This window comes from Streptomyces sp. NEAU-YJ-81 (assembly GCF_017592595.1).
GTDB classification, from domain to species: Bacteria; Actinomycetota; Actinomycetes; order Streptomycetales; family Streptomycetaceae; genus Streptomyces; species Streptomyces hygroscopicus_B.
Window position 1 is genome coordinate 424,353 of sequence record NZ_JAGFNO010000001.1, and the last position, 14,138, is coordinate 438,490.

8 protein-coding genes are annotated in these 14,138 nt (G+C 73.0%); 6 read left to right on the forward strand and 2 right to left on the reverse strand.

Annotation, left to right across the window (positions count from 1 at the left end; genetic code table 11):
• Positions 1-13 precede the first annotated feature (13 nt).
• Positions 14-1,114 (reverse strand): LacI family DNA-binding transcriptional regulator, encoded by a 1,101-nt coding sequence (locus J5X86_RS01910; RefSeq protein WP_208515070.1) that lies wholly within the window; start codon positions 1,112-1,114, stop codon positions 14-16.
• A 405-nt stretch (positions 1,115-1,519) separates the two neighbouring features.
• On the opposite strand from J5X86_RS01910, the gene hisC reads away from it, so the two are divergent.
• The 6 genes from hisC to J5X86_RS51885 all read left to right on the forward strand — a co-directional run bounded on the left by hisC (position 1,520) and on the right by J5X86_RS51885 (position 13,122).
• Positions 1,520-2,599: a histidinol-phosphate transaminase gene (gene hisC, locus J5X86_RS01915; protein WP_208515071.1), complete on the forward strand. Its 1,080-nt coding sequence runs from the start codon at positions 1,520-1,522 to the stop codon at positions 2,597-2,599.
• 196 nt (positions 2,600-2,795) lie between these two features.
• Entirely contained in the window at positions 2,796-4,403 is a 1,608-nt protein-coding gene (locus J5X86_RS01920) for a cytochrome ubiquinol oxidase subunit I (protein WP_208515072.1), read from the forward strand.
• Between the two features lie 15 nt (positions 4,404-4,418).
• Complete coding sequence (gene cydB, locus J5X86_RS01925; protein WP_208515073.1) at positions 4,419-5,420, forward strand: cytochrome d ubiquinol oxidase subunit II; 1,002 nt, start codon at positions 4,419-4,421, stop codon at positions 5,418-5,420.
• A 22-nt stretch (positions 5,421-5,442) separates the two neighbouring features.
• A complete protein-coding gene (gene cydD, locus J5X86_RS01930; RefSeq protein ID WP_208515074.1) occupies positions 5,443-9,594 on the forward strand; it encodes a thiol reductant ABC exporter subunit CydD in 4,152 nt (1,383 codons plus the stop codon).
• 448 nt (positions 9,595-10,042) lie between these two features.
• Positions 10,043-11,740, forward strand: coding sequence for a GAF domain-containing protein (locus J5X86_RS01935; RefSeq protein WP_208515075.1), 1,698 nt, complete (start codon positions 10,043-10,045; stop codon positions 11,738-11,740).
• Between the two features lie 542 nt (positions 11,741-12,282).
• Entirely contained in the window at positions 12,283-13,122 is an 840-nt protein-coding gene (locus J5X86_RS51885) for a hypothetical protein (RefSeq protein ID WP_208515076.1), read from the forward strand.
• Between the two features lie 59 nt (positions 13,123-13,181).
• On the opposite strand, the gene J5X86_RS01945 is transcribed toward J5X86_RS51885, so the two are convergent.
• Positions 13,182-14,075 carry a Cof-type HAD-IIB family hydrolase gene (locus J5X86_RS01945; RefSeq protein ID WP_243979197.1) on the reverse strand — a complete coding sequence of 298 codons (894 nt, stop codon included), beginning with the start codon at positions 14,073-14,075 and terminating at the stop codon, positions 13,182-13,184.
• Positions 14,076-14,138 lie beyond the last annotated feature (63 nt).

Consider the following 14,138-nt stretch of genomic DNA (forward strand, 5'->3'; position numbering starts at 1 on the left):
AGTCGCCCTCAGGTCAGCCTCCGGCGCGGCTGCGCGGGGCGCTGACCGTCGTACGCGGCGGACGGCGCTGTGACGACGTCCGCACGATCAATTCGGTGGGTATGACCTGCTCGACGGGGTGGTCGGTATCAAGTCCCTCGATGGCGTCGATGAGCAACTGTACGACCGCCGTGCCGATCCGGCGGGGTTTGAGTGAGAGGGTCGTGATGGGCGGCTCGGTGGTGCGGTAGACGGTCGATTCGCTGCAGCACACCAGCAGCAGATCGTCCGGGACGCGCAGTCCGTAGCGGCGGGCGGCGGCGAGCAGATCGGTGCCGTTGGGGTCGAAGAGGCCGTAGACCGCGTCGGGCCGGTCGGGGCGGGCGAGCAGCCGGTCGGCGGCGACGGCACCGGCACAAGGGTCGTGGGCCGGGTACGCCTCATAGACCGGATCCTGTCCCACGCGTTCGCACCATCGCAGGTACGCCGTGGTGGACAGTCGGGTGTAGGTGTCGGTGGACGTCCCGGTGAGCAGTCCGATCCGGCGGGCGCCGGCCTCGGCGAGATGGTCGAGCAGTCCGATTACCGCCGCCTCGTGGTCGTTGTCGACCCAGGCCGTGACGGGGAGGGCGCCGGCCGGGCGGCCGTCGCTGACCACGGGGATGCCCTGGCGTAAGAGCTCGGTGACGACCGGATCGTGGTCGGAGGGGTCGATCACCACGGTGCCGTCGAGGGCGACGTTGGACCACACGTCGTGGCGGGAGGTGGCGGGGAGGATGACGAGGGCGTAGCCGCGGGCCAGCGCGGCGGAGGTGGCGGCTCGCGCCATCTCGGCGAAGTAGGCGAACTCGGTGAAGGTGAAAGGTTCATCCCCGTACGTGGTCACGGTCAGGCCGATGAGGCCGGACTTGCCGGTACGGAGGGTGCGGGCCGCTGCGGACGGGCGGTAGCCCAGCCGCTCGGCGACCTCGCGAACATGGCGGCGGGTGGCCTCCGGGAGCCGGCCCTTGCCGTTGAGCGCGTCGGAGACGGTCGTGATCGAGACCCCGGCGGCGGCGGCCACATCCCGGATGCCCGCCCGCTCTAACCGGCGGCCGGCCGACCGGCTCACCTGGTGCTTCCCTGCTGCTGTCATGGCCAGCCGATAGTAGGGCTCGGGTGGGAGGGTTGCGCGATTCCGCCATCGGTATTCGGAAGGCACGTTTCTGCATGAACGCCCCCATCAATTCCCTTGGAAGTGAAGCCAGTTGGAGGATTCACCGGGCCTCTGGTCGCCCCTGGCATATCCACGCCTGCTGATTGATACATGTCTCGAAGAGGTCTCAACTCACCTGCACGGGTGATGCGCGCCACGGCGCTCGCCACCGGCGCGCGCGGAAAAGTGGGGCGCTCCCCCCGGTGGGCACGCGGGCGCCGGGGGCGGGTACGCGGCGGCGCCCGGCGGGTACGCGAGACGGGGGAATCCTCATAAGGTGTGCAGTATTGCCGTGTGCGAACGCTGTGCACGGCCCGGGACAGGATGGGTCGAGGAGGACTGTCGGTGACCGAGAAGAGCCCCAAGCTGCGTGCCGCGCTGGATGGCATTCCGACGTACAAGCCCGGCAAGCCGGCCGCCACGGGGGGTCCCCTGGCCTTCAAGCTGTCCTCCAACGAGAACCCCTATCCGCCGCTGGCCGGGGTGCTGGAGACCGTGGCGGACGCCGCCGCGTCCTTGAACCGCTACCCGGACCTCGCCTGCACCGCGCTGATCGCCGAGCTCGCGGAGCGCTTCGAGGTGCCGCTGGAGCATCTGGCCACCGGGACCGGTTCGGTCGGCATGGCCCAGCAGCTGGTCCAGTCCACGGCGGGGCCGGGCGATGAGGTGATCTACGCCTGGCGGTCCTTCGAGGCATATCCGATCATCACTCAGATCGCGGGCGCGACCTCGGTACAGGTTCCGCTGACCGATGCCGAGGTCCACGATCTGGACGCGATGGCCGATGCGATCACCGACCGCACCCGGCTGATTTTCGTCTGTAACCCCAACAATCCGACCAGCACCGTCGTGCGCCGGGCCGAGCTGGAGCGGTTCCTGGACCGGGTGCCGTCCGATGTGCTGGTGGTGCTGGACGAGGCGTACAACGAGTTCATCCGGGACGAGCGGGTCCCCAACGGCGTCGACCTCTACCGCGACCGGCCGAACGTCTGTGTGCTGCGCACCTTCTCCAAGGCGTACGGCCTGGCCGGGCTGCGGGTCGGCTTCGCGATCGCCCATGAGCCGGTGGCGGCGGCGCTGCGGAAGACCGCGGTGCCGTTCGGCGTCAGCCAGCTCGCCCAGGACGCGGCGGTGGCCTCGCTGCGCAGCGAGGACGCGCTGCGGGAGCGGGTGGACGCGCTGGTCACCGAGCGGGGCCGGGTGTGGGAGGCGCTGACCGCCCAGGGGTGGACGGTCCCGGACTGCCAGGCGAACTTCGTCTGGCTGCGGCTGGGGGAGCGGACGCTCGACTTCGCGGCGGTGTGCGAGGCGGCGGGCGTGGTGATCCGTCCGTTCCCGGGTGAGGGAGTGCGGGTGACAATCGGCGAGCGCGAGGCGAACGAGATCTTCCTGCGGACCGCGGAGGAGTTCCGCAAGGAGCTCTGAGCCCGGCCTGAGCCCCTGGGCGCACAAGGGGCCCATCAGCCCCTCCGTAAGGTGCGCAGCATACCCAGACGTGCCCCATTCGCCCCCTCCCACCCCCTGTGGGAGGGGGCGAAGCCATGTGCGTATCATAGCTTGTGAATGTGAATACGTTCACAAGCTCGTTCGCGGGCAGGCACGACCGTAAGGAGAGATTCAGGTGAATCTGGCTCTGGCGCCGGAGACGCTGGCCCGATGGCAGTTCGGCATCACAACCGTCTACCACTTCCTCTTCGTGCCACTGACGATCTCCCTTGCCGCGATCACGGCAGGTCTGGAGACCGCCTGGGTCCGCACGGGCAAGGAGAAGTACTTCCACGCCACCAAGTTCTGGGGCAAGCTCTTCCTGATCAATATCGCGATGGGCGTGGTCACCGGCATCGTGCAGGAGTTCCAGTTCGGCATGAACTGGTCGGACTACTCCCGCTTCGTCGGTGATGTCTTCGGTGCTCCGCTCGCGATGGAGGCCCTGCTGGCCTTCTTCTTCGAGTCCACCTTCATAGGTCTGTGGATCTTCGGCTGGGACAAGCTGCCCAAGAAGATCCACTGCGCCTGCATCTGGATCGTCTCGATCGGCACGATCCTCTCGTCGTACTTCATCCTGGCCGCCAACTCCTGGATGCAGCACCCGACCGGCTACACCATCGACAAGGCCACCGGAAAGGCCCAGCTCACCGACATCTGGGCGGTGCTGACCCAGAACACCACCCTCGTCGTGGTCTTTCACACCCTGACCGCGGCCTTCCTCACCGGCGCCGCCTTCATCATCGGCATCTCCTCCTTCCATCTGCTGCGGGCCAAGCGCCGCCGGGAGCGCGGCGAGGAGCTGGGCGAGCAGCGGAAGAAGCAGATCGGGGCGATGCGGACCTCGCTGCGGGTGGGCCTGGTCGTCGCGGTCATCGCGGGGATCGGCACGGCGCTCAGCGGTGACCAGCTCGGCAAGGTGATGTTCGAGCAGCAGCCGATGAAGATGGCGGCGGCCGAGGCGCTGTGGGACACCCAGGCGCCCGCACCCTTCTCGATCTTCGCCGTCGGCGATGTCGGCAAGGGCCACAACAGCGTCGAGCTGGAGGTCCCCGCCGCGCTCTCCTTCCTGGCGCACAGCAACTTCACCGACGCCGTCCCCGGGATCAATGACATCGCCCAGCGGGAGGCCGACGCCTACGGCGGTCAGCCCGATGACTACATCCCCAGCATCTTCATGACCTTCTGGGGCTTCCGGCTGATGATCGGCTTCGGCATGACCTCGTTCGTCGCCGGGCTGATCGGGCTGTGGACGACCCGGCGCAAGCGGTGGCTGGCACCCGCCTTCCGTACCGGCGAGGACGAGGTGCCCCGGCTCATGCTCACCAAGAAGCGCGAGATGAGCCCGCTGCTGTCCACCTGGTCCTGGCGGATCGGCATCCTCACCATGGGCTTCCCGCTGATCGCCAACTCCTTCGGCTGGATCTTCACCGAGATGGGCCGGCAGCCCTGGGCGGTCTACGGGCTGATGAAGACCGCCGACGCGGTCTCCCCCGGCGTCAGCCAGACCGAGGTGCTGATCTCCCTCGGCGTCTTCACGCTGCTGTACGGGGTGCTCGCGGTGATCGAGGTGCGGCTGCTGACGAAGTACGCCAAGGCCGGACCGGACACCGACGAGAAGCCGCCCGCCAAGGACCCGAAGCTGCGGCTGCCCTCGGGCGGTCCGGGCGGTCCGGGTAGTCCGGACGGCGGGGCCGCCGCCGAGGACGAGGACGCCGACAAGCCGCTGACCTTCGCGTACTGACGGCCGGAGAGAATCATGAACCTTCACGACTTCTGGTTTCTGCTGATCGCCTTCCTGTGGACGGGCTACTTCTTCCTGGAGGGCTTCGACTTCGGCATCGGCGTGCTGACCAAGCTGCTCGCCCGCGACCGCACCGAACGCCGGGTCCTGATCAACACGATCGGGCCGGTGTGGGACGGCAATGAGGTCTGGCTGATCACGGCGGCCGGGGCGACCTTCGCCGCCTTCCCCGACTGGTACGCGGCGCTCTTCAGCGGCTTCTATCTGCCGCTGCTGGCCATCCTGGTCTGCCTGATCCTGCGCGGTGTCGCCTTCGAGTACCGGCACAAGCGCCCCGAGGACCGCTGGCAGCGCAACTGGGAGCATGCGATCTTCTGGTGCTCGCTGCTGCCCGCGTTCCTCTGGGGCGCGATCTTCGCCAATCTGGTGCACGGGGTGCCGATTGGTCGGGACGGGAACTACGCGGGCGGTCCGCCGGACCTGATCACGCCGTACGCCCTGCTGGGCGGGGCGGTCACGCTGGTGCTGTTCACGTTCCATGGCGCCGTCTTCGCCGCGCTCAAGACGTCCGGGGACATCCGGACGAGGGCGCGGCGGTATGCGACCGGGCTCGGACTGGCCACCGTCGTGGTCGCGGTGCCGTTCCTGGTCTGGACGCAGAGCGACAGCGGGAACGCCCGCAGTCTGGTGGCGGTCGTCATCGCCGTCCTGGCGCTCGCCGTGGCGCTGGTCATGAACCGGCGGGGGCGTGAGGGGTGGGCGTTCGGGCTGTCCGGGGTGGCCATCGCGGCGGCCGTCGCGATGCTCTTCCTCGTCCTGTTCCCCGACGTCATGCCCTCCTCGCTGAACCCGAAGTGGAGCCTGACGGCGGCGAACGCGGCCTCCAGCCCCTATACGCTCAAGATCATGACGTGGGTCGGGGCGATCATGATGCCGCTGATCATGGCCTACCAGGCGTGGACGTACTGGGTCTTCCGTAAGCGCATCGGTACCCGGCACATTCCCGCCGCCCACTGATGCTTCGGGTGGTGTGTTTCACGTGAAACCAATCGACCCCCGGCTGCTGCGGTACGCACGGGCCACCCGGTTCTTCCTGGCCGCCTCCGTGGCGTTGGGCCTGGCCGGAGCGGGTCTGGTCATCGCGCAGGCGATGCTGATCGCCGAGATCGTGGTGGGCGCCTTCCAGCGGGGCGAGGACGTGGGGGCGCTGACGCTCCCGCTGGGGCTGCTGGCGCTGGTCGCCGTCGGCCGGGCGGTCGTCTCCTGGCTGACCGAGCTGGCCGCCCATCGGGCCGGTGCGGCGGTCAAGTCGGAACTGCGGCTACGGCTGGTGGAACGGGCCGTGCGGCTCGGGCCGAGCTGGCTGGACTCCCAGCGGACCGGTGAGCTCACCACCCTCGCCACCCGGGGCATCGACGCGCTGGACGACTACTTCGCGCGCTATCTGCCCCAGTTGGGGCTGGCCGTGGTGGTGCCGGTGGCGGTGCTCGCCCGGATCGTCACCGCGGACTGGATCTCCGCGCTGATCATCGTCGCCACGCTGCCGCTGATCCCGCTGTTCATGATGCTCATCGGCTGGGCCACCCAGTCCCGGATGGACCGCCAGTGGCGGCTGTTGTCCCGGCTGTCCGGGCACTTCCTCGATGTCGTCGCCGGACTGCCGACCCTCAAGGTCTTCGGCCGGGCGAAGGCCCAGGCCGCCTCGATCCGCGCGATCACGGCCGACTACCGGCGGGCCACGCTCAAGACGCTGCGGCTGGCCTTTCTGTCCTCCCTGGCCCTGGAACTGCTCTCCACCGTGTCGGTCGCCCTGGTCGCGGTCGACATCGGAATGCGGCTGGTGCACGGCGAGATGGATCTCTTCACCGGGCTGGTGGTGCTGGTGCTCGCCCCCGAGGCGTATCTGCCACTGCGCCAGGTGGGCGCGCAGTACCACGCGGCGGCGGAGGGGCTGGCGGCGGCGGACGAGGTGTTCGCGGTGCTGGAGCGCGAGCCCTCGAACACGGGCGGTGCGCCGGTCCCCGATGCCCGGAGCGCCGCGCTCACGCTGGACGGGCTGGTGGTCCGCCACACCGGGCGCAGCGAACCGTCCCTCGCCCGGACCTCGTTCGAGATCCGCCCGGGGGAGACGGCCGCCGTCGTGGGCCCCAGCGGTGCCGGAAAGTCGACGCTGCTGAACGCCGTGCTGGGCTTTGCGGCACCGGACGAGGGCCGGGTGCTGATCGGGGGCCGCGACCTGGCCGCGCTGGACCCGGAGAGCTGGCGGCGCCAGATCGCCTGGGTGCCCCAGCGCCCGTATCTCTTCGCCGGGACGATCGCGGAGAACGTCCGGCTGGCCCGGCCGGACGCCGATGACGCGGCGGTACGGGCCGCCCTGCGGGACGCGGACGCGCTGCGCTTCGTCTCCGCGCTGCCGGACGGGATCGAATCCCGGCTCGGCGAGATGGGTGCCGGGCTCTCCGCGGGCCAGCGGCAGCGGATCGCCCTGGCGCGCGCCTTCCTGGCCGACCGGCCGGTGCTGCTGCTGGACGAGCCGACGGCCAATCTGGACGGTGAGACGGAGGCGTCGGTCGTCGAGGCGGTGCGGCGGCTGGCCGAGGGCCGCACGGTGCTGCTGGTGGTCCACCGCCCGGCGCTGCTTCCCCTGGCCGACCGCGTGCTGCGGCTGCCGGGGCCGGACCGCGGCCCCGGGGCCGCCGCCCTTGGTGGACCGGCCTCGCTGCCCGTGGCTCGGCGCGAGTCGGCGGTGGGCGGCGTGCGCCCGGGGCCGACCGTCTCGCTCCGGCCCGCCTCCGATGAGGGCGGCGCCCACCTGTCCGTCGCGTGTGCCGCCGGGCGCCCGCGTGCCGAGGTACACGGATCTGCGGTGCGCGGATCCGCGGCGGGCGCGGTCACGGAGGCGGGGTCGGCGCCGTCTCCGTCGGCCTCACCGGCCACGGATGGGCGTGCCGACGTGGCGCGGGTGCCGGGCCGTGGGGGCTCGGCAGCGGGTGGGCCCGCCATCGGTCTCGACGGCGGGCTCCTCCGCTCGGGGCCCGGTGCGGACCTTCCGCCCATGTGCTCCGCGCAGGACGCTGACGCGGGCTCGGAGCGATCACCGGCTGTCGTGTCCGGTGGCGCGCGGGAACCGGCGGCGGACGCCGAATCCGGCGGGCGGCTGGGCGAGGCGCGCACGGGGGCGGACGGCGCGGGCTCGGACACGCGGGATGGGTTGGCCGCGTCGCAGGGTCCGGCCGCGGGGGACGGCTTGACCGCGCGGGATGGCTTGAGCACGCGGGATGGCTTGAGCACGCGGGACGGTTTGACCGCGCCGGTCGGCCTGACCGCGCCGGGCGGCCCGGTCGCGTCGCGTAGCTCGGCTGCGTCGCGCAGCTCGGCCGCACGTCCGCGCCGGGGCGCGCTGGCGCGGGTGCGGGGCGCCGCGCATGGCGGGCGGGGGCGGTTCGGGCTGGCGCTGCTGCTCGGGAGCCTCGCCCTGCTGAGCGCGGTCGGGCTGATGGCCGTCTCCGGTTGGCTGATCTCCCGGGCCGCGCAGCAGCCGCCCGTGCTCTATCTGATGGTGGCGGTCACCGCGACCCGGGCGTTCGGGATCGGCCGGGCCGTCTTCCGCTACGCCGAGCGCCTGGTCTCCCATGACGCCGTGCTGCGGGTGCTGGCCGAGCTGCGGGTCGCCGTCTACCGGCGGCTGGAGCGGCTGGCGCCCGCGGGGCTCGGCCGGACGCGCCGCGGCGATCTGCTCTCCCGGCTGGTGGCCGATGTGGACGCCGTCCAGGACTACTTCCTGCGCTGGCTGCTGCCCGTCGGCACCGCGCTGACCGTCGGCGCGGCCTCGGTGGGCTTCCTCACCTGGGTGCTGCCCGAGGCCGGGGCCGTGCTGGCGGCGGGACTGCTGGTGGCGGGGGTCGCGGTGCCCGTCGTGTCCGGGGCGCTGGCGCGGCGGGCGGAGCGTCGGCTGGCACCGGCGCGCGGGGCCCTGTCGGCGCAGGTTGTCGATCTGCTGGCCGGGGCCGCCGAGTTGACCGTCGCGGGCGCGCTGCCGCGTCGGCTGGACGCGGTGCGCCGGGCCGATGGGGTGCTCACCCGGATCGCCCGGCGGACGGCGGCTGCCGCGGGCACCGGTGCCGGGCTGTCCGCACTGGTCTGCGGGCTGACCGTGGCGGCCGCGGCGTGGGTGGGGGTGCCGGCCGTGGCCGACGGCCGGATCCACGGGGTGTGGCTGGCGGTCGTGGTGCTGACCCCGCTCGCCGCCTTCGAGGCCGTCGCGGGGCTGCCGCTCGCGGTGCAGCACCGGCAGCGGGTGCGGCGGGCCGCGGAGCGGGTGTACGAGGTACTGGACGAGCCGCTTCCGGTGCGCGAGCCCGACGAGGCGCGGCGCGAGGAGGCGCCCGGTGCGCCGTATCCGCTGGTGCTGAGCGGGATCACCGCCCGCCACCCCGGGCAGTGTGCCCCTGCGCTGGACGGATTCGGCCTGGAGCTGCGGCCGGGCCGCCGGGTCGCGGTGGTCGGCCCGTCGGGGGCGGGCAAGAGCACGCTCGCCCAGGTGCTGCTCCGCTTCCTGGACACCGACGGCGGCACGTACACCCTGGCGGGCCGGAACGCCGCCGCCCTGGACGGGGACGCGGTGCGGCGGCTCGTCGGTCTCTGCGCCCAGGACGCCCATGTCTTCGACAGCTCGCTGCGCGAGAACCTGCGGCTGGCCCGCCCCGCCGCGAGCGATGACGAACTTCGCGCGGCGCTGGCCGCGGCCCGGCTGCTGGACTGGGTGGACGGGCTGCCGGACGGCCTGGACACGCTCGTCGGCGAGCAGGGCGCACGGCTCTCCGGCGGTCAGCGGCAGCGGCTGGCACTGGCCCGCGCGCTGCTGGCGGACTTCCCGGTGCTGGTGCTGGACGAACCGGCCGAACATCTGGACCTGCCCACGGCCGACGCGCTGACGGCCGACCTGCTGTCGGCGACCCGGGGGCGCACCACCGTCCTGATCACGCACCGGCTGGCGGGCCTGGACGCGGTGGACGAGGTGATCGTGCTCGACGGGGGCAGGGCCGTCCAGCGCGGGACGTACGGGGAACTGGCCTCGGCCGACGGGCCGTTCCGCCGGATGCTGGAGCGCGAGGCCGTGGAGGACGGAGTCCTGGTGGGCGCCGGACACCCGGGCCCTGCGCACATGGGCGGGCACCCGGGCGCTGGCTAGGCGGCTCTGTCCGGCGGATCCTCGCGGGCCCCGTGATGTCTGGCACTGCGGCCCCGGCTACGGCTGGGAGGCGCCTCCCCCGGCACCGCAGGGAGGCGCCCCGGCAGCAGAACAGCGCGGGCCACGGCCGCCAGCCCGCCGTGGGCTGCGGCGCTAGCTGTCGCGGGCTCCGGCACTAGACGGGTGCGGGGCGCGGCATCGGACGGCGCGGTCCGGGGCAACGGCTGCCGTGGGCTGCGGCACGAGTTGCCGTGGGCTACGGCACTGGACGGGCGGGGCGCGGCACCAGACGGGCGCTGGCCGCGGCACCGGCCGCAGCGGGCCTCGCGGTGTCAGTCGACTGATGTCGCAGGCGTCGGCCGACCGATGCACAGGCGACGAAGATCCACCGGACCGGGCCCAGCGCGAGCAGCGGCGTTCATCTGCGCCATTCATTAGGCTCGACGGCATGGCGGCCGCTGCGCCCTCCCCCGACCCCCTGGACTTGGCCGCGGAGGCGACCCGGGGTCTGCGTGGGCTGTCCACCGAGCTCACGGCGCGGCTGCCGCGGCTGCTGGAGGCGATGCGCTCGCTCGGCGACGGGCCGGACGCGCACACCGTCCTCGATCGGATCGTTCGCACCGCGGCCGAGCTGGTGGGCGCCCGGCGCGCCGCGATCGGGGTGCACCACGCCGACGGGGACGCCGCCGGAGGGCAAGGCGGCCTGGCCGATGTGGTCACCTACGGCGACAACGACAACGACAACGACAACGACAACGACACCGACCGGGAGCGGTGCGCGGCGCTGCTCGCCGACGCACGGCGCACCGAAGCGCCCTCGGCCGCCCAGCCGCCGGGCTCGTATCTCAGCGTTCCGCTGCGGGTCGGGGAGGAGGTCTTCGGCACCCTCTGCCTCGCCGGGAAGCGGGACGGCGGTCCGTTCACCGAGTCCGACCGGCATCTGGTCGAGGTGCTGGCGACGGAGGCGGGGATCGCCATCGGCCACACCCGCGTCCAGGGGGCCACTCGGCAGCGCGAGCGCTGGATTGAGGGATCGGTGGCCGTCACCCAGACGCTGTTGTCCGGCGGCGCCGGGGAGGGGCCGGCCGTGGTCGCCGAGAAGGTCCGGGAACTCGCGGACGCGGTGGTGGGGATCGTGCTGCTGCCGGAGGAGGGCGATGGCGGGCTGAAGGTCGCGGCGGTGGCGGCCGATGAGCGGTCGGGGCTGCTCGGCGCCGTACTTCCGGCCCGCTCCCCGGCCGTGCCGAGGCTGCTGGCCGGGCAGCCGGTCGTCATCGAGGATCCGGCCGCCGACCCGTTGCTCGGTACTGGCGTCCCCGGGCGCTACGGGCCGAGTCTGATGGTCCCGCTGAGCAGCGGGGACCGGGTGGTCGGCGTGCTGGCCACCGCGCGCGAGCCCGGCGCCCGGCCGTTCACCGACACCGAGCGCACGCTGGCCGCCCAGTTCGCGGCGCAGGCGGCGGTCGCGCTGGTGCTCGCCGAGGCACAGCGCGACCGGGAGCGGCTCGCGGTCCTCGAGGAGCGCGACCGGATCGCCCGCGATCTCCACGACCTCGTCGTCCAGCGGCTTTTCGCGACCGGGATGCTGCTGGAGCGTGCGGAGCGCCAGTCGGACGCGCCGGAGGTGCGGGAGCGGATCGAGCGGGCCGTCGAGGAACTGGGCGCCACCATCCAGGAGGTGCGGACGGCGATCTACGCGTTGCAGCAGTCCCCGCCGGAGACGCCGCCCGGGCTGCGCGGCCGGGTGCTGCGGGAGGTCAGGGCGGCCGCCGTGCCGCTGGGCTTCCAGCCGTCCCTGACCTTCGTGGGACCGGTGGACTCCAGGGTCGGCACGGCGACCGGCGCCCATCTCGTCGCGGCGCTGCGCGAGGCGCTGTCCAACGCCTTCCGGCATGCGCGGGCGGAGCGGATCGAGGTGGTCGTGGACGCCACCGGGCGGCTTGCGGACGGGCGACCGTCGGTGCGGCTGACGGTCGCGGACGACGGGGTGGGCGTGCCCGCGGGCGGGCGGCGCAGCGGTCTGACGAACCTGGTGCGGCGGGCCGAGGCGCTGGGCGGGTCGAGCGGCGTCGAGCCCGGGCTCGGGGAGGGTGGGCGCGGTACGGCGGTGGTGTGGGAGGCGCCGCTGCCGAGCGAGGGCGCCTGACGCTGCTGTGCGCCTGACGGCGGTCGTGTGCCTGACGCTGCTGTGCGCCTGACGGCGGTCGTGCGCCTGACGACGGCGGTGCGCCTGCGTCTGCCGCACGCCTAACGCCGCCGTATGCCTAACGCCGCTGTGCGCCTGACGGCGCCGTACGTCTGACGCCGCTCTATGCCTGACGCCGCCGTATGCCTAATGCGGCTGTGCGCCTGCGTCTGCCGTGCGCCTCGCCGCTGTGCGCCGCTGTCCGCCCGACGGCGGCTGTGCGCCTGACGCCGCCGTACACCTGACGCCGCCATAGGCCTGACACGTCGCCGCCGGGCGAGGGTGATGCCCGGCGGGCCGCTGTGTGTCCGACACGCTGCTGTGGGGCGCTGGTCGTCGCCCGGCCGGCCCAACGCCTCACCTACGCGGGCCAACTAGCGCGCCGTCGGAGTGCGGGTCGTGGTGGCCGACGGTGGGATGAGCCTCGCGGGCCGTTCGGACTTTCGTATCCCATCGCACTCCGCGACAGATGTTGGCCCGACCGCGGGGAAGGAAGTCATGACGTGAATAGCCAGAGTCCCACTCCCAAGCGATCCCGGACGCGCCGCCGGGTCCTCTTCGCCACCCTTGCTGCGGCGAGCCTCACCGGCCAGGTGCTGACCATGTCCCCCGCTGCTCAGGCGGACGACACCCTGGGCGGAGGCCGTCCCAAGCCGCCTCGGCCGCCGTCCATCATCCACGGGGTCCAGGAGTTCACCGCGGACGGCACCTTCACGCCTCCCGCGGGCGTCACCTCGGTGCACATCCAGGCGTGGGGAGCGGGCGGCGGTGGTGGCGGCGGTGGTGGCGGCGCCAGCGCCACGCTGACCGGCACCGGCGGCACCGGCGGTGGCGGCGGATCCGGCGGCTTCACCTGGTGTGTCATCCCGGTCACGCCTTTCGCCACCTACTCGGTGGACCTGGGCACCGCCGGCGGCGCCGGTGGTGCCGGTGGCGGTGGCCCCGCGGGCGGCAACCCGGGAGGGGCTGGCGGTGCCGGCGGGCCGGGCACCGCGACGACGCTGACCTCCAGCAGCGGCGTCCAGCTCGTCGCCGGTGGCGGCACGGGTGGCACGGGCGGTGGCGGCGGTACGGCCGCTCCGGGCATTCCGGGCAACGGCGGCACCGGCGGCACCGGCGCCTGCAACAGCCTCTCTGCGGTGAACCGCACCGGTGAGAACGGGGCGTCCGGTGCCGACGGCGGCGCGGGCGGCGACGCGGTCGACGGCATCGTCGAGCTGCCTCCGACGAACACCAGCGCGGGCGGCGACGGCGGCATCGGCGGCCCCGGTGGCAACACCCCGGGCAGCGCGGGCGCGCCCGGTACCGTCGGCGGCAACGGCTACCTGGTCTTCTTCTGGTAAACGCGGTCGTGCGAACCGCCGCCCCCCGGCCCCACGGCCGGGGGGCGGTCGCGTGCGCTTCAGCCCGCCAGGATCCGCTCGACGATCCGCTCGATGACGGCGGCAACGCCGTCCTCGGTATTGCTCGCCGTGCGGTGGGTGGTCGCGGCGAGCACATCCGGATGGGCGTTGGCCATCGCGTAAGAGGTGCCCGCCCACATCAGCATCTCCAGGTCATTGGGCATGTCGCCGAACGCCACGACCTCCGCGGCGGAGATCCCGCGCTCGGCACAGCACCGGGCCAGCGTGCTGGCCTTGCTGACCCCGAGCCCGCTGACCTCCAGCAGGGCGGACGGGCTGGAGCGGGTGAAGTCGCCGTGGGCCCCGGCCACCGAGCGGGCCAGCCGGAGGAAGGCGTCGGGCGCCAGCTCGGGGTGGTGGGCGAGCAGCTTGAGGACCGGCATGTCGGCGTGCGCGAATCCGTCGTGGAGCAGCTTCTCGGCGGGGGCGACGATCGCGCCCGGGTCGAGGTGGAAAGGCGGGTACTCCGGTTCGTAGAAGATCCCGCCGCTGCGCTCGACCGCGAAGGACGTGCCGGGGGCCGCCTCGCGCAGCGCCTCTACGACGGCGAGGGCCTGGTCGGCGGCGAGCGGGCGGACCTCGATCGGCAGCCCGCCCTGGTGCAGATCGACCACGGCGGCGCCGTTGGCGCAGATCGCCAGGCCGTGGCCGTGCACATGGGCGCTGACGACGTCCATCCAGCGGGCCGGGCGGCCGGTGACGAAGAACACCTCGATGCCCGCCCGCTCGGCCGCCGCGAGCGCCGCCACAGTACGGTCGGAGACCGTCTTGTCGTCCTGCAGCAGGGTGCCGTCGAGGTCGGTGGCGATCAGCCGGGGCCGGGCCGGGGCGGGGCGGGAACGCTCTGGGGCCGGGGTGTTCGGCCGCTCGGTCGCAGGAGTCACGGCAACCATCCTCCCGCATATGCCGCTCATCAGTGCCGGGGCTGCGCTCGGGTGGGTCCTCGGGAGCCTACG